15 protein-coding genes are annotated in these 18,618 nt (G+C 62.8%); 11 read left to right on the top strand and 4 right to left on the bottom strand.

Annotated elements, in window-relative coordinates:
- The first annotated feature begins 129 nt into the window (after positions 1-129).
- The 5 genes from JQ574_RS10050 (at position 130) to JQ574_RS10070 (ending at position 7,335) form a co-directional block, all read left to right on the top strand.
- A complete protein-coding gene (locus JQ574_RS10050; protein ID WP_212204151.1) occupies positions 130-3,087 on the top strand; it encodes a 2-oxoglutarate dehydrogenase E1 component in 2,958 nt (985 codons plus the stop codon).
- 167 nt (positions 3,088-3,254) lie between these two features.
- Positions 3,255-4,499, top strand: coding sequence for a 2-oxoglutarate dehydrogenase complex dihydrolipoyllysine-residue succinyltransferase (gene odhB / locus JQ574_RS10055; RefSeq protein ID WP_212383466.1), 1,245 nt, complete (start codon positions 3,255-3,257; stop codon positions 4,497-4,499).
- Positions 4,500-4,579: 80 nt separating this feature from the next.
- Positions 4,580-5,329, top strand: coding sequence for an SDR family oxidoreductase (locus JQ574_RS10060; protein WP_212204156.1), 750 nt, complete (start codon positions 4,580-4,582; stop codon positions 5,327-5,329).
- A gap of 36 nt (positions 5,330-5,365) precedes the next feature.
- On the top strand, positions 5,366-6,769 hold the full coding sequence (lpdA, locus tag JQ574_RS10065) for a dihydrolipoyl dehydrogenase (protein ID WP_212204157.1): 1,404 nt from the start codon (positions 5,366-5,368) through the stop codon (positions 6,767-6,769).
- Between the two features lie 35 nt (positions 6,770-6,804).
- Positions 6,805-7,335: a hypothetical protein gene (locus tag JQ574_RS10070; RefSeq protein WP_212204159.1), complete on the top strand. Its 531-nt coding sequence runs from the start codon at positions 6,805-6,807 to the stop codon at positions 7,333-7,335.
- A gap of 48 nt (positions 7,336-7,383) precedes the next feature.
- Here the strand turns inward: JQ574_RS10070 and JQ574_RS10075 are convergent, their stop codons facing one another.
- Positions 7,384-7,974: a DUF4337 domain-containing protein gene (locus tag JQ574_RS10075; RefSeq protein ID WP_212204161.1), complete on the bottom strand. Its 591-nt coding sequence runs from the start codon at positions 7,972-7,974 to the stop codon at positions 7,384-7,386.
- A 114-nt stretch (positions 7,975-8,088) separates the two neighbouring features.
- Positions 8,089-9,060, bottom strand: a complete 972-nt coding sequence (locus JQ574_RS10080; protein ID WP_212204164.1) for a tyrosine recombinase XerC — start codon at positions 9,058-9,060, stop codon at positions 8,089-8,091.
- A 145-nt stretch (positions 9,061-9,205) separates the two neighbouring features.
- Between JQ574_RS10080 and JQ574_RS10085 the strand changes: the two genes are divergently transcribed.
- Positions 9,206-11,416, top strand: a complete 2,211-nt coding sequence (locus JQ574_RS10085) for a primosomal protein N' (RefSeq protein ID WP_212204166.1) — start codon at positions 9,206-9,208, stop codon at positions 11,414-11,416.
- Positions 11,417-11,445: 29 nt separating this feature from the next.
- Here the strand turns inward: JQ574_RS10085 and JQ574_RS10090 are convergent, their stop codons facing one another.
- Positions 11,446-12,069 (bottom strand): MSMEG_1061 family FMN-dependent PPOX-type flavoprotein, encoded by a 624-nt coding sequence (locus JQ574_RS10090; protein ID WP_212204171.1) that lies wholly within the window; start codon positions 12,067-12,069, stop codon positions 11,446-11,448.
- Positions 12,070-12,331: 262 nt separating this feature from the next.
- Positions 12,332-12,829 (bottom strand): septal ring lytic transglycosylase RlpA family protein, encoded by a 498-nt coding sequence (locus tag JQ574_RS10095; RefSeq protein ID WP_212204172.1) that lies wholly within the window; start codon positions 12,827-12,829, stop codon positions 12,332-12,334.
- Between the two features lie 691 nt (positions 12,830-13,520).
- On the opposite strand from JQ574_RS10095, the gene JQ574_RS10100 reads away from it, so the two are divergent.
- From JQ574_RS10100 to JQ574_RS10120, 5 genes are all read left to right on the top strand, one after another.
- Complete coding sequence (locus JQ574_RS10100) at positions 13,521-14,081, top strand: F0F1 ATP synthase subunit delta (RefSeq protein ID WP_212204173.1); 561 nt, start codon at positions 13,521-13,523, stop codon at positions 14,079-14,081.
- Positions 14,081-15,610, top strand: a complete 1,530-nt coding sequence (gene atpA, locus JQ574_RS10105) for a F0F1 ATP synthase subunit alpha (RefSeq protein WP_212204174.1) — start codon at positions 14,081-14,083, stop codon at positions 15,608-15,610. The genes JQ574_RS10100 and atpA overlap by 1 nt, the downstream gene beginning before the upstream one ends.
- An 89-nt stretch (positions 15,611-15,699) precedes the next feature.
- Positions 15,700-16,578 carry a F0F1 ATP synthase subunit gamma gene (locus JQ574_RS10110; protein ID WP_212204176.1) on the top strand — a complete coding sequence of 293 codons (879 nt, stop codon included), beginning with the start codon at positions 15,700-15,702 and terminating at the stop codon, positions 16,576-16,578.
- A 58-nt stretch (positions 16,579-16,636) separates the two neighbouring features.
- The gene (gene atpD / locus JQ574_RS10115) at positions 16,637-18,082 is read left to right on the top strand and encodes a F0F1 ATP synthase subunit beta (RefSeq protein WP_212204177.1); all 1,446 of its coding nucleotides are present in this window, start codon (positions 16,637-16,639) and stop codon (positions 18,080-18,082) included.
- 97 nt (positions 18,083-18,179) lie between these two features.
- Positions 18,180-18,587: a F0F1 ATP synthase subunit epsilon gene (locus JQ574_RS10120; RefSeq protein ID WP_212204178.1), complete on the top strand. Its 408-nt coding sequence runs from the start codon at positions 18,180-18,182 to the stop codon at positions 18,585-18,587.
- Positions 18,588-18,618: the final 31 nt, after the last annotated feature.

Raw genomic sequence — 18,618 nt, forward strand, 5'->3', positions numbered from 1 at the left:
TTGGTTCTTTTGGGCGGGAAGTTTCGCGCTAAATAGGGTAAAGGTGCTTTACCTCGCTGGTCCGGGCCTCCGGACCGGCCAAAGCGCCGTTTTCCACGCGCGAAGCCAAAAAATTACCAGGACGCCATCATGTCTCGCCAGGACGCGAATGCTGCATTTGCCCTCTCTTCCTTTTTGCAGGGCACCAACGCCACCTACATCGACGACCTCTACGCCCGCTACGAACAGGACTCCGCCTCGGTCGATCCCGATTGGCAGGAATTCTTCAAGAGCCTGAAAGACACCCCGGCCGACGTCCGGAAGAACGCCGGCGGCGCTTCCTGGGGCCGCGACAACTGGCCATTGACGCCGCGTGACGAACTGACATCGGCGCTGGACGGCAACTGGGCGCAGGTCGAAAAGGCGGTTGGTGCCAAGCTGGCGGCCAAGGCGCAGGCCAAGGGCGCCGAAGTGGCGTCGGCCGACATCAACCAGGCGACGCGCGATTCGGTCCGCGCCCTGATGCTGATCCGCGCCTACCGGATGCGCGGTCATTTCCACGCCAAGCTTGATCCGCTCGGCATCGAGGCCCAGCGCGACCGCGAGGAGCTTGATCCGCGCACCTACGGTTTTGCCGAGGCCGATTTCGACCGCAAGATTTTCCTCGATCACGTGCTCAGTCTGGAATACGGCACGCTTCGCGAAATCGTCGCGATCTGCGAGCGCACCTACTGCCAGACGCTCGGCGTCGAGTTCATGCACATCAGCAACGCGGCGCAGAAGGCCTGGATCCAGGAACGCATCGAAGGTCCGGACAAGGAAATCAGCTTCACGCCGGAAGGCCGGCGCGCGATTCTGAACAAGCTGATCGAAGCCGAAGGCTTTGAGAAATTCTGCGACATCAAATTTACCGGCACCAAGCGCTTCGGCCTCGACGGTGCCGAATCGCTGATCCCGGCGCTGGAGCAGATCATCAAGCGCGGCGGCAATCTCGGCGTAAAAGAGATCGTGCTCGGCATGCCGCATCGCGGCCGCCTCAACGTGCTGACCCAGGTGATGGGCAAGCCGCACCGCGCGCTGTTCCATGAATTCAAGGGCGGCTCCGCCAATCCCGACGCGGTCGAAGGCTCCGGCGACGTCAAATATCACCTCGGCGCCTCGTCCGACCGCGAGTTCGACAACAACAAGATCCATCTGTCGCTGACTGCCAACCCGTCGCATTTGGAAATCGTCGATCCGGTCGTGCTCGGCAAGGTGCGCGCCAAGCAGGACCAGCATGGCGATCCGCCGGACATGCGGATTTCGGTGCTGCCGGTGCTGATGCATGGCGACGCCGCCTTCGCCGGCCAGGGCGTGGTCGCCGAATGCTTCGGCCTGTCCGACCTGAAGGGCTACCGCACCGGCGGTTCGCTGCACTTCATCGTCAACAACCAGATCGGCTTCACCACCTATCCGCGCTACTCGCGCTCCTCGCCCTATCCGTCCGACGTGGCGAAGATGATCGATGCGCCGATCTTCCATGTGAACGGCGATGATCCGGAAGCCGTGGTGTTCGCGGCCAAGGTCGCGATCGAATTCCGGCAGAAATTCCACAAGCCCGTCGTGATCGACATGTTCTGCTACCGCAGGCATGGCCACAACGAAGGCGACGAGCCGATGTTCACCCAGCCGGTGATGTACAAGAAGATCGCAACGCATCCCGGCACGGTCGAGCTTTATTCCAAGCGGCTGATCGCTGACGGCGTCTTGACCGAGGGCGAGGTCGAAAAGGCCAAGGCCGACTGGCGTGCGCGGCTCGATGCCGAACTCGAGGCCGGCTCGGGCTACAAGCCCAACAAGGCCGATTGGCTCGACGGCAAATGGGCCGGCTTCAAGTCCGCCGATCAGGAAGAGGATGCGCGCCGCGGCGTTACCGGCGTCGATACGGCTATCCTGAAGGATATCGGCCGCAAGATCACCAAGGTGCCAGACGGCTTCCGCGTTCACCGCACCATTCAGCGCTTCCTGGAAAATCGAGCCAAGGCGATCGACAATGGCGTCGGCATCGACTGGGCCACCGGCGAGGCGCTGGCGTTCTGCACGCTGATGCAGGAAGGCCGGCACGTCCGCCTGTCGGGGCAGGACTCCGAGCGCGGCACCTTCTCGCAGCGCCATTCGGTGCTGATCGACCAGGAGGACGAGAGCCGGTACACGCCGTTCAATCACCTTGGCCCCGATCAGGGCCACTACGAGGTGATCAACTCGCTGCTTTCGGAAGAGGCGGTGCTCGGCTTCGAGTACGGCTATTCGCTGGCCGAGCCGAATGCGCTCGCGATGTGGGAAGCCCAATTCGGCGACTTCGCCAACGGGGCGCAGGTGCTGTTCGACCAGTTCATCTCCTCGGGCGAACGCAAATGGCTGCGCATGTCGGGTCTCGTCTGCCTGCTGCCGCATGGCTATGAAGGGCAGGGACCGGAGCACTCCTCGGCGCGGCTCGAACGCTTCCTGCAGATGTGCGCCGAAGACAACATGCAGGTGGTCTATCCCACCACGCCGGCGAATTACTTCCACGTGCTGCGGCGTCAGCTGCATCGCGAAATCCGCAAACCCCTGATCCTGATGACGCCGAAATCGCTGCTGCGCCACAAGCGGGCGGTGTCGCGGCTCGACGAACTCGGCAAGGACGCCACGTTCCACCGCATCCTCTACGATGACGCCCAGATGCTGCCGGACGAGAAGATCAAGCTGGTGGACGACGACAAGATCCGCCGCATCGTGCTGTGCTCGGGCAAGGTCTATTACGATCTCTACGAGGAGCGCGAGAAGCGCGGCATCGATGACATCTACCTGATGCGCGTCGAGCAGCTCTATCCGGTGCCGCTGAAGGCGCTGGTGCACGAACTCGCCCGCTTCAAGAATGCGGAAGTCGTCTGGTGCCAGGAAGAACCGCGCAACATGGGTGCGTGGCACTTCATCGAGCCCTATCTCGAATGGGTGCTGAACCAGATCCACGCGCCGAACAGGCGTCCGCGTTACGCCGGCCGCGCGGCGGCGGCGGCCACGGCCACCGGTTTGATGTCGAAGCATCTGGCGCAGCTCAAGGCACTGCTGGATGACGCGCTGAACTGATCCGTCATGCCCCGCGAAGGCGGGGCATCCAGTACTCCGCGCCGTTCGTTTTAATCGCAATCGTCACGGAGTACTGGATTGTCCGCCCCTGAGCGCAATTGCGCACACGGCGGGCGATGACAGTTTGAAATAGATGACTGCTTAAGGGTATTGAGGAAAAACAGACCATGACTGACATTCGCGTTCCGACGCTCGGCGAGTCCGTGACGGAGGCCACCATTGGCCGCTGGTTCAAGAAGGCCGGCGATGCCGTGGCGGTGGACGAGCCTTTGGTGGAGCTCGAGACCGACAAGGTCACCATCGAAGTCCCGGCGCCTTCAGCAGGCGTGCTGGGCGAGATCGCCGCCAAGGACGGCGAAACCGTCGCCGTCGGCGCGCTGCTCGGACAGATCAATGACGGCGCGGCAGGCGCCAAGCCCGCGGCCGCTCCCGCAAAGGCAGCAGCGCCGGCCGCTCCGCCGCCCGCCGCTGCCACAGCACCTGCTGCGGCGCCAAAGGCCGCACCCGCGGATACGCCGCTGGCGCCGTCGGTGCGCAAACTCTCCGTCGAGAGCGGCGTCGATGCCGCGACCGTGCCCGGCTCCGGCAAGGATGGCCGCGTCACCAAGGGCGACATGCTGGCTGCGATCGAGAAGGCGGCTTCGGCGCCGACCCCGGTCAATCAGCCCGCCGCTGCCGTGCAGGTGCGTGCACCGTCGCCCGCTGACGATGCCGCGCGCGAAGAGCGCGTGAAGATGACGCGGCTGCGCCAGACCATCGCGCGCCGCCTGAAGGACGTGCAGAACACCGCGGCGATGCTCACGACCTTCAACGAGGTCGACATGAGCCACATCATGGCGATGCGGACGCAGTACAAGGACGTATTCGAGAAGAAGCACGGCACCAAGCTCGGCTTCATGGGCTTCTTCACCAAGGCCTGCGTGCAGGCGCTCAAGGATATTCCGGCCGTCAATGCCGAGATCGACGGCTCCGATCTGATCTACAAGAACTACTATCATGTCGGCGTCGCCGTCGGCACCGACAAGGGCCTGGTCGTCCCCGTGGTGCGCGACTGCGACCACAAGTCGATCTCCGACATCGAAAAGAGCATCGCCGATTTCGGCCGCCGCGCCCGCGACGGCCAGCTCAAGATCGACGAGATGCAGGGCGGCACCTTCACCATCACCAATGGCGGCATCTACGGTTCGCTGATGTCGACGCCGATCCTGAACGCGCCGCAGTCCGCCATTCTGGGCATGCACAAGATCCAGGAGCGGCCGATGGCGGTCGGCGGCAAGATCGAGATCCGCCCGATGATGTATCTGGCGCTGTCCTACGATCACCGCGTCATCGACGGCAAGGAAGCGGTGACGTTCCTGGTTCGCGTCAAGGAGAGCCTGGAAGATCCGGCGCGGCTGGTGCTGGATCTCTGAGGCACGGCGCGTTTCGAATGCCCGCTCCTCGGCGGGTATTTTGAGCGGCGTAGTGAACGCGTGGATCAATGGGGGCGAATGTGACGGATCGTGTTGTTGTCATCACCGGCGGTAGCCGCGGCATCGGCCGTGCCACCGCGATTGCCGCGGCGGCCCGCGGTTTTCGGGTCGTCGTCGGTTACGCCAGTAACGAGGCGGCGGCGAACGAAGTCGTTGCCGAAATCGAGCGCAGGAACGGCAAGGCCGTCGCGGTGAAATGCGACGTTGCCGAGGAAAGCGACATCCTCGCGCTGTTCAAGGCGGCCGATCAGTTCGGTACGTTAGGGGCGCTCGTCAACAACGGCGGTATTGTCGGTCAGAGCGGCGTGCGCGTCGACGAGATGTCGGCCGAGCGCATCCAGCGCGTGATGGCGGTCAACGTTACTGGATCCATCCTGTGCGCGCGCGAGGCCGTGAAGCGCATGTCGACCAAGCATGGCGGCAAAGGCGGCGTTATCGTCAATCTTTCCTCGGTCGCGGCGAGACTCGGTGCGCCGAATACGTATGTCGATTACGCGGCCTCCAAGGGCGCGGTCGATTCGTTCACGGTCGGGCTCGGCCATGAAGTCGCCGGCGAGGGGATACGCGTCGCTGCAATCCGGCCCGGGCTGATCGATACCGAAATTCATGCGGCCGGCGGCGAGCCCGATCGTGCTCATCGTCTTGCGCACATGGTGCCGATGAAGCGCGTCGGCACCGCGGAAGAAATCGCCAATGCCATCGTCTGGCTGATGTCGGACGACGCTTCGTACGTCACCAGCGCCATCCTCGATGTATCGGGCGGCCGGTAATACCCTGTCATAGAATTCAGTTACGGGACTTCAATCATGGCTTCTTACGATCTCGTCGTCATCGGCACCGGTCCGGGCGGATATGTCTGCGCGGTGCGCGCCGCGCAACTCGGCATGAAGGTCGCGGTGGTCGAGAAGAATGCGACGCTCGGGGGCACCTGCCTCAACGTCGGCTGCATGCCGTCGAAGGCGCTGCTGCATGCGTCCGAGATGTTCGAGGAAGCCGGGCACTCCTTTGCAAAAATGGGCGTCAGCATTTCCGCACCGAAGCTCGATCTGCCTTCGATGATGAACTTCAAGCAGCAGGGCATCGACGGCAACGTCAAGGGCGTCGAGTTCCTGATGAAGAAGAACAAGATCGACGTCATCAGCGGCACGGGCAAGGTTCTCGGTGCCGGCAAGGTCGAAGTGTCAGGCGGTGACGGCAAGGCGCAGGCGATCGAGACCAAAAACATCGTGATCGCCACCGGCTCCGACATCGCGCGGCTGAAGGGCATCGAGATCGATGAGAAGCGGATCGTGTCGTCGACCGGCGCGCTGTCGCTCGACAAGGTGCCCTCACACCTGCTGATCGTCGGCGCCGGCGTGATCGGGCTCGAACTCGGTTCGGTATGGCACCGGTTAGGTGCGAAAGTCACCGTGGTGGAATTCCTCGACCGCATCCTGCCCGGCATGGACGGCGAAGTCGCAAAACAATTCCAGCGCATTCTCGAAAAGCAGGGCTTTGCGTTCAAGCTCGGCGCCAAGGTTACGGGTGTCGACACGTCGGGCAAGACGCTGTCGGCCAAAGTCGAGCCGGCGGCGGGCGGTGCAGCGGAGAGCATCGAAGCCGATGTGGTGCTGGTCTGCATCGGCCGCGTGCCTTACACCGACGGCCTTGGGCTGAAGGAGGCCGGTATTGCGCTCGACAATCGCGGCTGCGTCGAGATCGACGCGCATTTCTCGACCAACGTGAAGGGCGTCTATGCGATCGGCGACGTGGTGGCGGGTCCGATGCTTGCGCACAAAGCCGAGGACGAAGGCGTGGCGTGTGCCGAGATCATCGCAGGGCAAGCCGGGCACGTGAATTACGACGTCATCCCGGGCGTTGTGTATACCACACCGGAAGTGTCGTCGGTCGGCAAGACAGAGGAAGAGCTGAAGCAGGCGGGCGTCGCTTACACGTCGGGCAAATTCCCCTTCACTGCCAACGGCCGCTCCAAGGTCAACCAGACCACGGACGGCTTTGTAAAGATTCTCGCCGATGCGAAGACCGATCGCGTGCTCGGCGTGCACATTATTGGCCGTGAAGCCGGCGAGATGATCCATGAAGCCGCCGTTCTGATGGAGTTTGGCGGTTCCGCCGAAGATCTGGCACGAACCTGCCACGCGCATCCGACTCGCTCCGAGGCCATCAAGGAAGCCGCGCTTGCGGTCGGCAAACGGGCCATCCATATGTGATCGATGCCCGGCACACGCCGGGTCGAGTTTTTCAGATGATGCGCCGTCTATTGAAGCCGTTATGGATTCTGCTTGCGGTCATCTTCCTGATCGAAGCATGGCTGTGGGATCATCTCGAGCCGATCGTCGAGCGCATCGTCGCGTGGATTCCGTTCCGCGCGTTCAAGCGATGGCTGTCCGAGCGTGTCGATACGCTGTCGCCGGCGATGACGTTGATCGTATTTGCGGTGCCGGTGATCCCGCTGTTTCCGCTCAAACTGGTCGGGCTGTGGCTGCTGGCGAATGAATATTGGATCAGCGCGATCGTCGTCATCGTTCTCGGAAAATTCATCGGCGTCGGCGTCACCGCCTTTATCTTCGAAGTGACGCGGCCGAAGCTGCTGCAGATGCAATGGTTCAAGACGGTCTATGAGTTCATCATGGCGTTGCGCGCCAGGGCGGCCGCACTGGTCGAGCCGGTCAAACGCCGGATCGCGGAAATGCTGCGCGGCGACGGCAGCGGCTGGTCAGCCCGGACGCTGAGGCTGATCCAGCGTTTTCGCAAGCGCGTGCACGAGGCGCGGTAAAGCCGGTGACCGAACTCACACCTCTCCCGATGGGAGGAGTGAAACAAGCTACATCAAATGCACGGCATGCGGCGCGAACAGGCCGATCAAGGTGAAGCCAATTCCGATCACCGCGAGCAGGGCGGAACCCCAGGCCAGCACGATCATGCCGGTGATGATGGTCGCCGATGCCAGCACGATGCCGATCTGGAACGCGGCCGAAGCGACTTCGTAGTGATGGTACTTGGCCATCGCCTCGTCGCGCAAATGTTCGGCATGCTTGGCGCGCTTCATGAGTTCTTCCGAGCCCTCGCCGGTTTCCGGCTCCGAGCGATAGCGCGCCGCAGTCTTGGTCCAGTCATCGATCTGCTTTTGCAGCGCCGCCTTTGCGGCCGGATCGCTGGTGACCCCGAGGCTCAGCTTGGCGTGCTCGGCGGTGGCCTGAACCGTGGTGCGGCGGATGCTCTTGGCCTGGAAGAACGCCCAGAGGTTCGACGCCTCGACATTCTTGCTGATCGATTCGGTCTGCGCGCCCTTGCCGAGGGTCTCCGACAGCGCAAGAAACAGCGCAATGACGGCGATCAGCAATGCGATTCTCTTGTTGGAGCTGGAAGCGTGCTCGGCGTGCTCCGCATGCTCCATGCTTTCATGTGCGCCCATGTTTCTCTCCTGCCAATGGTGATGAGACGATTGCCGAACAAATAAGGCGGGCGCAAGGGGGCAGGAGCGGGCAGTCCACGATGTGACGATAGTATGTCGGAGCGCGGCCGGCGTTCAGCCGCGCGGATGCGCCGTCTTGTAAACTTCCAGCAGCCGCTCGCTGTCGATGCCGGTATAGATCTGCGTGGTCGAGAGCGAGGCGTGGCCGAGCAATTCCTGGATCGCGCGCAGATCGCCGCCGCGCGACAGCAGGTGGGTAGCAAAGGAATGCCGCAACGCATGCGGCGTCGCGCTGTCGGGTAGGCCGAGCGCGCCGCGCAGCCGCTCCATGGTCAGCTGGATGATTCGCGGGCTGAGCGGCCCGCCGCGTGCGCCGACGAAAATCGGTCCCTCCGGGTTAAGCTGATGCGGGCAGACGGCGGTGTAATCGGCGATCAGCGCCAGCACGTTTTGCAGCACCGGCACCATGCGGGTCTTGTTGCCCTTGCCGGTCACGATGATGACGTCGCCTTCGCCGGGCCGCGGCACGTCGCGCTTTTTTAAGCCCAGCGCCTCGGAGATGCGCAGGCCCGAACCGTACAGCAGCGCCATCACGGCGGCATCGCGCGCCCAGATCCAGGGATCGCGATCCTCGCCGGCGCGTTCGTCGGCATCGGCAAAACGTTTGGCGGCCGCCATCTGGATCGGCTTCGGCAGGCTCTTGCCGATTTTCGGCGCACGGATCGCCGAGAGCGCGCCGACCTTGCCCTTGCCTTCGCGCTCCAGAAAACGTCCGAACGAGCGCAGCCCTGCCAGCGCCCGCATCAGCGAGCGGCCCCCGATGTCGTCGGCGCGGCGCATCGCCATGAAGGCCCGGATGTCGCTGGCTTCCAGCGCTGCAAACCCCTTGAGCGTAACTTTTCGGCCCCAGTGCTGGCTGAGAAAAATCAGGCATTGCCGGAGGTCGCGGGCGTAGGCCTCCAGCGTTTTGGGTGACAGCCGACGTTCGGCGCGCAGATGCGACAGCCACCGCGTTATCTCGAACGCCAGCGTCGCGTCGGCGCAATCGAGTTCGATCGGTTGGGGTGACGGAACAGGCTTGGTCATGGACTATGGGCGCCCTGATTCTCCTGATTATATCGCACCTCTTTCGTTTACCGTTCGCTAACTTGCCCCACCAGCGCAGGTGCCACTGGCCCTCGCGGCCGCGCGCCCTTAACTTGAACCCTTCCGCCCATTAAGCCTGATGCCCATGGACCATTCGACGCGCAGCAGCAGTTCCTCCGCCACATCGACGCGCGTCGTCGATGTGCTGGTGCCGGTTGCGCTCAATCAGGCCTATTCTTATCGCGTCCCGCGCGGCATGGAGCTGAAGCCCGGCGACGTCGTCTGCGTGCCGCTCGGGCCGCGCGAGGTGGTGGCCGTGGTGTGGGCGGAAAACGCCAATCCCGATCCGCGCCTGCATAACCGCTTAAAGGATGTCGGCGAAAAGCTCGACGTGCCGCCGCTGAAGCAGGAACTGCGCTCGCTCGTCGATTGGGTCGCCAATTACACGCTCTCCGCCCGCGGCATGGTGCTGCGCATGAGCTTGCGGATGGGCGAAAATCTCGGCCCCGAGCGGATGCGGCTCGGCGTGCGGCTGGTCGGTGAGCCGCCGCGGCGCCTGACGCCGGCGCGGCGGCGGGCGATTGACGTGCTGTCGGACGGCCTGCTGCACGGCAAGTCCGAAGCCGCGCGGGAAGCCGGTGTCAGTTCGGGCGTGATCGACGGGCTGGTCGATGAGGGCACGCTGCAAATCGAGGCGATGCCGCCGCCGCTGACGCCGCCGGCGCCCGATCCATCGTTTGCCCAGCCTGAATTCTCCCGGCAGCAGCGCACCGCCGTCGATGCAATGCGGGCGCTGGCGGCGAGTGGCAGCTTTCACGTCGCGCTGCTTGATGGCGTCACCGGTTCGGGCAAGACCGAAGTCTATTTCGAGGCGATCGCCGAAATTATCCGCCGCGGCAAGCAGACGCTGATCCTGATGCCGGAGATCGCGCTGACCGGACAATTCCTCGACCGCTTCGCGCAGCGTTTTGGGGTGCGTCCTCTGGAATGGCATTCCGAACTGACGCCGCGCACCCGCGCGCGCAACTGGGCGGCGATCGCAGCCGGCGAAGCGCCGGTCGTGGTCGGCGCGCGCTCGGCATTGTTCCTGCCCTATGCCGATTTGGGCTTGATCATCGTCGATGAGGAGCACGACCAGGCCTACAAGCAGGATGATGGCGCGCACTATCACGCCCGCGACATGGCGGTGGTGCGCGCGCATATCGCGAAAATCCCGATCATCCTGGCTTCCGCAACGCCATCGATCGAGACGGAAGTCAACGCGCGCAAGGGCCGCTATCAGCGCATAGCATTGCCGTCGCGTTTCGGCGGCCAGCATATGCCGCATATCGAGGCAATCGATTTGCGCCGCGAACCGCCGCCGCGCGGCCGCTTCGTGTCGCCGCGGCTTGCCGATTACATCGGGCAGGCGATCGAGAAGCGCGAACAGGCGCTGTTGTTCCTCAATCGCCGCGGCTACGCGCCGCTGACGCTGTGCCGCGCCTGCGGGCATCGCTTCTCCTGCACGATCTGCGACGCCTGGCTGGTGGATCATCGCTTTCGCCAGCGGCTGGTCTGTCACCATTGCGGCTTCTCGATGCCGCGTCCGAATATCTGTCCGCATTGCGCGGCTGAGGAATCGCTGGCCGCCATCGGGCCCGGCGTCGAACGCCTGCAGGAGGAAGCGGCTCAACTATTTCCGAACGCGCGCACCATGGTGCTGTCGAGCGACCTGATCACCTCGATCGAAACCATGCGCAGCGAGCTGAACGAAATCGCCGAGGGCCGCGTTGATATCATCATCGGCACGCAGCTGGTGGCGAAGGGACATAATTTCCCGCGGCTCAATCTGGTCGGTGTCGTCGACGCGGATCTGGGCCTGAGCAATGGCGATCCGCGCGCCGCCGAGCGGACGTTTCAATTGCTCAACCAGGTGATCGGCCGTGCCGGGCGCGACCAGGGCCGCGGCATCGGTTACCTGCAGACCCATCAGCCCGATCATCCCGTGATGAAGGCGCTGGTCGCAAGCGATCGCGAGGCGTTCTATGCCACTGAAATCGATCAGCGCGAACGATCGGGCTATCCGCCGTTCGGCCGGCTCGCCAGCCTGATCATTTCCGCCGGCGACCGGCCGACCGCTGAAGGTTTTGCGCGCAAGTTAGCCGCCATCGCGCCGATCGACGAGCGCATCCAGGTGCTGGGGCCTGCGGAAGCGCCGCTGGCAGTTATCAAGGGCCGCTATCGCTTCCGGCTATTGGTAAAGTCGCTGCGCAATGTCGATCTGTCGGACTATTTGCGCGAATGGCTTGCGGCGGGTCCGAAGACAAAAGGCAATCTCAAGCTCGAGGTCGACGTCGATCCGCAGAGCTTTTTGTAAAGGCCATCATTGGCCGGCGACAATCCGCATCAACCGTTCGACCACAGATTGGTCGTGTATCCCTGCTCGACAAAGGCATCGATTTTCGCCGCCTGATCCTCGTCGGCGCCGGCCCTCGCCGCGAAGACTTTTCCGAACGAGATGCGCTTGGGTTCCGGCCAATGCTCGGGTTGCCAGAGCTTTGACCGGAGCACCGCGCGGGCGCAGTGGAAATAGCAGCGTTCGATGTGGATCCGGATCGCCAGCAGCGCCGGACGGCCTTCCTTGCCAAGTGTCGCCAGCAGTTCGGCATCGTCAAAGATCTCGGCCCGCCCCGAGAGTCGCAGCGTCTCGCCGGTCCGGGGTCGCAGGAAAATCATCCCGATCCGGCCGGTCTCGATGATGTTCTGCAGGCCGAACGCAAGGTTGTTGCCCGCCCGTTCCGGGAGCAGAACCGTTGTTTCATTTTCGACGCGGACAAACCCGGGCTCGTCGCCCTTCGGGGATACTTCGATCGGCCCGTCGCGGCCGGCCGTGGCCATCAGCCCAAACGGGCACGTTTGCAGGAAGTCGATCGCTTGTTCGTCGAGACAGGGCGCTATTTTGGCCTTGGTGGTCGCCCGTGGTTCGGGAAGAACACTTCGCAGTTGTTCCACGGTTTTGATCTGGCTCATGATCGATCTCGTCAGTGCTGGTTCAAGGACTGCGGAACGCGCCCTGTTGCCCGCAGAACCTAGCACGATCCTCCTGCCACCGTGGTGGCCAGAGCCGCTCAGCGCCGTTCGGGCGGGGCGGCAAGTCGAGCGTGGTCAAATAAAAAGCCTGCCGTCATTTGCGACGGCAGGCCCTTATCGGTGCGCGAAAGTACTGCGCCCGTTACGCAACGCAACGCTTACCAGATTTGTTGAACCGGAAACGGCGTATGATCGGCGCTATTTAAGAGACGACCTCGGCGGTGATGCGACCGACGCCCTTGGCGCGGGTCAGTCCGACCGCGCTGGCAGCGCCGGTCGAAAGGTCGAGCACGCGCCCTTTAATGAACGGGCCGCGGTCGTTGATGGTGACGATGACGCTGCGGCCGCCATGGGTCACGCGGAGCTTGGTGCCGAACGGCAGGCTGCGATGGGCCGCGGTCATGGCGTTCTGGTTGAAGCGCTGGCCGGACGCGGTCTTGCTGCCGGATTCATTGCCGTAAAAGGAAGCCATGCCCGAGAAGCTGCGCCCGGAGCCTGAGCCGATCGAGGCGTTGGCGTCCTGCCAGTTGCTCTTGGCCTTTTGAGCGTGGTGGGAATGATGGTTGTGATGGCGGTGATGCCTGGATTTGGCCGAGGCTTCGGTGATGCTGCCACCGACCAGGAGAGTTGCGGCGATGAATGCAAACGCCGTACGCGACCGGGTGACAGTTCCCGGCAGCAGGTTCTTGGAATTCAACATCAATATAATCCCTCAGACAGTATTGCCACATATGTGACAAGTGGAACCCCCGTTCCCATGTACGAGACTGCCGTTTGAGTAGGCATTGAGGCATGAATTGGGCAGTAATCTGTGTTTTCCTCCGGCTGACATATCTTGCTACCTAGATCAACTAAACAACGGGTATTTCTCAATACGTTGCTTTAACGATATTTTAACCATAACTATACTTACTATTACTGATGAATTAAGTGTTCGTTAGCGTTCACGAAGTTGCGACAAGTAAACGGCAGGGAACCGGATTCGGTCTGTGCCGACGGCTCATGGCGCCCATGCAAATACGGGCGGAACAATTTTGCGTGGTGCTGACGCACTCCGGCGCGGACCGAAGGGTGGCAAAATCGTGACGGCTGATTTGCTGCGATCTGCGCGTGACACCCGCGGTTCGAAAGTCGGCTTGAAGGTCGGTTTGGAAAATTGAATTAGAGGCCAACTAAAATAGTCGTACGACAAGGCATCGCCCGCGCGCGCCGTCATGTTGCACCTGCGCGCTTGCTATGTTAGCAAAGCCGCGATTTTAACGATCCCGGCACCTCTCGTGTCGGTCGAAAATCGAAGTCCCGCTTGAATTCCAAGGGCTTGGATCGCTAGGCGCCGCTTCCGTGGCGACGGTTTTTCCCTTGCGAGTTTGACAGCAAAAAAGAGCGTCTCTGTGGCTGCTGAAGATCCGTCCGTTTCGGGAGTGTCAGGCCGTTATGCAACGGCCTTGTTCGAGTTGGCGCGCGACGAGAAATCGATCGACGCAGTAAAAGCCGATCTCGATAGATTCGAGGCCATGCTGGCCGACAGCGCTGATTTGAAGCGCCTGGTCCGCAGTCCGGTTTTCTCGGCAGATGCGCAGTCGAAGGCGCTCACCGCGATTCTCGACAAGGCCGGGATTTCGGGCACTTCTGCCAAATTCCTCAAGGTCCTGACCGCCAATCGCCGGCTGTTTGCCGTCGGTGACGTAATCCGCGCCTTCCGCGCGCTGGTGGCGAAGTTCAAGGGCGAAGCTACGGCAGACGTCACCGTCGCCGAATCGCTCAGCGACAAGAATCTCGACGCTCTCAAGACCGCACTGAAGTCAGTGACGGGCAAGGACGTCGCGCTCAACGTGAAAGTCGATCCCTCCATTATCGGCGGCCTGGTGGTCAAGCTCGGCAGCCGCATGGTGGATAGTTCGCTTCGCACCAAACTCAATTCGATCAAGCACGCGATGAAAGAGGCAGGCTGATGGACATCCGCGCCGCGGAAATTTCCGCGATCCTCAAGGACCAGATCAAGAATTTCGGCCAGGAGGCTGAAGTTACCGAAGTCGGACAGGTGTTGTCCGTCGGCGACGGCATTGCCCGCGTCTACGGCCTCGACAACGTCCAGGCCGGCGAGATGGTCGAATTCGAGAACGGCACCCGCGGCATGGCGCTGAACCTCGAAACCGACAACGTCGGTATCGTGATCTTCGGCGCCGACCGCGAGATCAAGGAAGGCCAGACCGTCAAGCGCACCCGCGCCATCGTCGACACGCCCGTCGGCAAGGGCCTGCTCGGCCGCGTCGTTGACGCGCTCGGCAACCCGATCGACGGCAAGGGCCCGATCCAGTCCACCGAACGCAAGCGCGTCGACGTCAAGGCGCCCGGCATCATTCCGCGCAAGTCGGTCAACGAGCCGATGGCGACCGGCCTCAAGGCGATCGATGCGCTGATCCCGGTCGGCCGTGGCCAGCGCGAGCTGATCATCGGCGACCGTCAGACCGGCAAGACCGCGATCGCGCTCGACACCATTCTGAACCAGAAGCCGCTGAACGCGCAGCCGGACGAGAACATCAAGCTGTATTGCGTCTATGTCGCGATCGGGCAGAAGCGCTCCACCGTCGCCCAGTTCGTGAAGGTGCTCGAAGAACAGGGCGCGCTGGAATATTCGATCGTGGTTGCGGCCACCGCTTCCGACCCGGCGCCGATGCAGTACATCGCGCCGTTCACCGGCTGCACCATGGGCGAATATTTCCGCGACAATGGCATGCACGCCGTCATCATCTATGACGACTTGTCCAAGCAGGCCGTCGCCTATCGCCAGATGTCGCTGCTGCTGCGCCGCCCGCCGGGCCGCGAAGCCTATCCCGGCGACGTGTTCTATCTGCATTCCCGCCTGCTCGAGCGCGCCGCCAAGCTGAACAAGGACCAGGGCTCGGGTTCGCTGACCGCGCTGCCGGTCATTGAGACCCAGGCCAACGACGTGTCGGCCTACATTCCGACCAACGTGATTTCGATTACCGACGGCCAGATCTTCCTGGAAACCGACCTGTTCTTCCAAGGCATCCGTCCGGCGGTCAACGTCGGTCTGTCGGTGTCGCGCGTCGGATCGTCGGCGCAGACCAAGGCGATGAAAAAGGTCGCCGGCAAGATCAAGGGTGAGCTGGCGCAGTACCGCGAAATGGCGGCGTTCGCGCAGTTCGGTTCCGACCTCGACGCGTCGACCCAGCGCCTCTTGAACCGCGGTTCGCGCCTGACCGAGCTCCTGAAGCAGCCGCAGTTCTCGCCGCTGAAGATGGAAGAGCAGGTTTGCGTGATCTGGGCCGGCACCAACGGCTATCTCGATGCGCTTCCGCTAAACAAGGTGCGTCCTTTCGAAGACGGCCTGCTGTCGCTGTTGCGCGGCAAGAACGTCGAAATCCTCAACAGCATCCGCGAAAGCCGCGATCTCAGCGACGAAACTGCGGGCAAGCTGAAGGCGGTTGTCGAAGGTTTCTCCAAGACGCTTGCTTGATGGGCCGTCATGGCCCGGCGCTAGCCGGGCCTGATGAAAAGAGGCTTGCGGTCGGATCCTAGAGGTCTGATCGCCGGGGTGAACTAAGAATGGCTTCACTGAAAGACATGCGGGTCCGCATCGCCTCGACCAAGGCGACGCAGAAGATCACCAAGGCCATGCAGATGGTCGCAGCCTCCAAGCTGCGCCGCGCGCAGACCGCCGCCGAAGCGGCGCGGCCCTACGCGGAAAAAATGGACGCGGTAATCTCGAACATCGCCACCGCAGCCGCGGGTTCACCCGGCGCGCCGGCCCTGTTGGCCGGTACCGGCAACGATCAGGTTCACCTGCTGCTGGTTTGCACCGGCGAGCGCGGTCTGTCGGGCGCGTTCAATTCCTCGATCGTACGTCTGGCACGCGAACGCGCGCTGTCGCTGATCGCCCAGGGCAAAGAGGTCAAGTTCTTCTGCGTCGGCCGCAAGGGCTACGAGCAGCTCCGCCGCCAGTTCGACAGGCAGATCGTCGAACATCTCGACCTGAAATCGGTGCGTCAGCTCGGCTTCATCAATGCCGAAGATATCGCCAGGAAGGTTCTGGCGCGTTTCGATGCCGGCGAATTCGACGTCTGCACGCTGTTCTATTCGCGCTTCAAATCCGTGATCTCCCAGATCCCGACCGCGCAGCAGATCATCCCGCTGGTGGTGGAAGCGCCGGCCGCAAATGCCGGCCCGTCGACGTCCTACGAATATGAGCCGGAAGAAGACGAGATCCTGACGCGCCTGTTGCCGCGCAATCTCGCGGTGCAGATTTTCCGCGCGCTGCTGGAAAACAACGCTTCGTTCTACGGCGCGCAGATGAGCGCGATGGACAACGCCACCCGCAACGCCGGCGACATGATCCGCAAGCAGACCCTTATCTACAACCGAACCCGTCAGGCCCAGATCACCAAGGAGCTGATCGAAATCATCTCCGGCGCCGAGGCACTCTAGCCATTCGCGCGACACCCTGACGGACTTCCTTAAGACAGAATTCGAAGGAGAGAGTTTTATGGCCGCAGCACCAGCAAACCAGACCGGACACATCACCCAGGTCATCGGCGCCGTCGTCGACGTGCAGTTCGAAGGGCATCTGCCCGCCATTCTGAACGCCATCGAAACCAAGAACGCCGGCAACCGCCTGGTGCTCGAGGTGGCGCAGCATCTCGGTGAATCCACGGTGCGTACCATCGCGATGGACACCACCGAGGGTCTGGTCCGCGGCCAGGAAGTCACCGACACCGGCGCGCCGATCCGCGTTCCTGTCGGCGCCGGCACACTGGGCCGCATCATGAACGTGATCGGAGAGCCGATCGATGAAGCCGGTCCGATGGTGTCCGAAGGCCTGCGCCCGATCCATGCGGAAGCGCCGAGCTATACCGACCAGTCCACCGAAGCTGAAATTCTCGTCACCGGCATCAAGGTCGTCGACCTCTTGGCGCCTTACGCCAAGGGCGGCAAGATCGGCCTGTTCGGCGGCGCCGGCGTCGGCAAGACCGTGCTGATTCAGGAACTGATCAACAACGTCGCGAAGGCGCACGGCGGTTACTCGGTGTTCGCCGGCGTCGGCGAGCGCACCCGCGAAGGCAACGACCTCTATCACGAGTTCATCGAATCCAAGGTCAACGCCGATCCGCACAATCCCGATCCGAACGTGAAGTCGAAATGCGCGCTGGTGTTCGGTCAGATGAACGAACCCCCGGGTGCCCGTGCCCGCGTCGGCCTCACCGGTCTGACGGTCGCCGAGCACTTCCGTGACCAGGGTCAGGACGTGCTGTTCTTCGTCGACAACATCTTCCGCTTCACCCAGGCAGGCTCCGAAGTGTCGGCGCTCTTGGGTCGTATTCCTTCGGCGGTGGGTTATCAGCCGACGCTCGCCACCGACATGGGCGCGCTGCAGGAGCGCATCACCACCACGCACAAGGGTTCGATCACCTCGGTGCAGGCGATCTACGTGCCGGCCGACGACTTGACCGACCCGGCGCCCGCGACCTCGTTCGCCCATTTGGACGCGACCACGGTGCTCAACCGCGCGATTTCGGAAAAGGGCATCTATCCCGCGGTGGATCCGCTCGACTCGACCTCGCGCATGCTGTCCCCGCTGGTCGTCGGTCAGGAGCACTACGAGACCGCGCGTATGGTTCAGCAGGTGTTGCAGCGCTACAAGTCGCTGCAGGACATCATCGCCATTCTCGGCATGGACGAACTCTCCGAAGAGGACAAGATCGCGGTTGCCCGCGCCCGCAAGATCGAGCGCTTCCTGTCGCAGCCGTTCCATGTCGCCGAAGTGTTCACCGGTTCGCCCGGCAAGTTCGTCGACCTCGCCGACACCATCAAGGGCTTCCGCGGCCTGTGCGAAGGCAAGTACGACCATCTGCCGGAAGCGGCGTTCTACATGGTCGGCAACATCGAAGAAGCCGTCGAGAAGGGCAAGAAGCTGGCGGCTGAAGCCGCCTAAGGCGGCGAATGGCGAATAGGGAGTAGCGAATAGATATTCGCCTTTCCATTCGCCACTCGCCATTCGCCACTCGCCAATTCCCACTCGCAGGTTCTCCATGGCCACCTTCCACTTCGATCTGGTTTCCCCCGAAAAACTCTCCTTCTCCGGCGAGGTCGATCAGGTTGACGTCCCCGGCGTGGAAGGCGATTTCGGCGTGCTGGCCGGCCATGCGCCGGTTGTGGCCGCGGTCCGTCCCGGCATCCTGACCATCACCTCCGGCGGCACGCATCAGAAGATGATCGTGCTCGGCGGTCTCGCCGAAATGTCGGAGAAGGGCCTCACCGTACTCGCCGACGTTGCCACCTCGATTCAGGACATCGATCGGGCCCAGTTCGCCGAGACGATTGCCGAGATGGAAGCCAAGCTCGCCGAGAAGGAAGGCACCGAACTCGACCACGCCATCGAGCGGCTCGATCACTTCAAGAGCATCGAGCATCAGCTCAGCTCCACGGCGATGCATTAAGCCCCGGGGTCCCGCTCCGGGGCGCAATGAA

It is taken from the genome of Bradyrhizobium sp. AUGA SZCCT0158, from assembly GCF_018130065.1.
GTDB lineage: Bacteria > Pseudomonadota > Alphaproteobacteria > Rhizobiales > Xanthobacteraceae > Bradyrhizobium.

Bases quoted from the DNA above. Each gene is read 5' to 3' on its own strand.
- JQ574_RS10080 (WP_212204164.1), bottom strand. From the start codon at position 9,060: ATGACCAAGCCTGTTCCGTCACCCCAACCGATCGAACTCGATTGCGCC.
- JQ574_RS10120 (WP_212204178.1), top strand. From the start codon at position 18,180: ATGGCCACCTTCCACTTCGATCTGGTTTCCCCCGAAAAACTCTCCTTC.
- JQ574_RS10095 (WP_212204172.1), bottom strand. From the start codon at position 12,829: ATGTTGAATTCCAAGAACCTGCTGCCGGGAACTGTCACCCGGTCGCGT.
- atpD (WP_212204177.1), top strand. From the start codon at position 16,637: ATGGCCGCAGCACCAGCAAACCAGACCGGACACATCACCCAGGTCATC.
- JQ574_RS10090 (WP_212204171.1), bottom strand. From the start codon at position 12,069: ATGAGCCAGATCAAAACCGTGGAACAACTGCGAAGTGTTCTTCCCGAA.
- lpdA (WP_212204157.1), top strand. From the start codon at position 5,366: ATGGCTTCTTACGATCTCGTCGTCATCGGCACCGGTCCGGGCGGATAT.
- JQ574_RS10085 (WP_212204166.1), top strand. From the start codon at position 9,206: ATGGACCATTCGACGCGCAGCAGCAGTTCCTCCGCCACATCGACGCGC.
- JQ574_RS10050 (WP_212204151.1), top strand. From the start codon at position 130: ATGTCTCGCCAGGACGCGAATGCTGCATTTGCCCTCTCTTCCTTTTTG.
- JQ574_RS10075 (WP_212204161.1), bottom strand. From the start codon at position 7,974: ATGGGCGCACATGAAAGCATGGAGCATGCGGAGCACGCCGAGCACGCT.
- JQ574_RS10070 (WP_212204159.1), top strand. From the start codon at position 6,805: ATGATGCGCCGTCTATTGAAGCCGTTATGGATTCTGCTTGCGGTCATC.
- atpA (WP_212204174.1), top strand. From the start codon at position 14,081: ATGGACATCCGCGCCGCGGAAATTTCCGCGATCCTCAAGGACCAGATC.
- JQ574_RS10110 (WP_212204176.1), top strand. From the start codon at position 15,700: ATGGCTTCACTGAAAGACATGCGGGTCCGCATCGCCTCGACCAAGGCG.
- odhB (WP_212383466.1), top strand. From the start codon at position 3,255: ATGACTGACATTCGCGTTCCGACGCTCGGCGAGTCCGTGACGGAGGCC.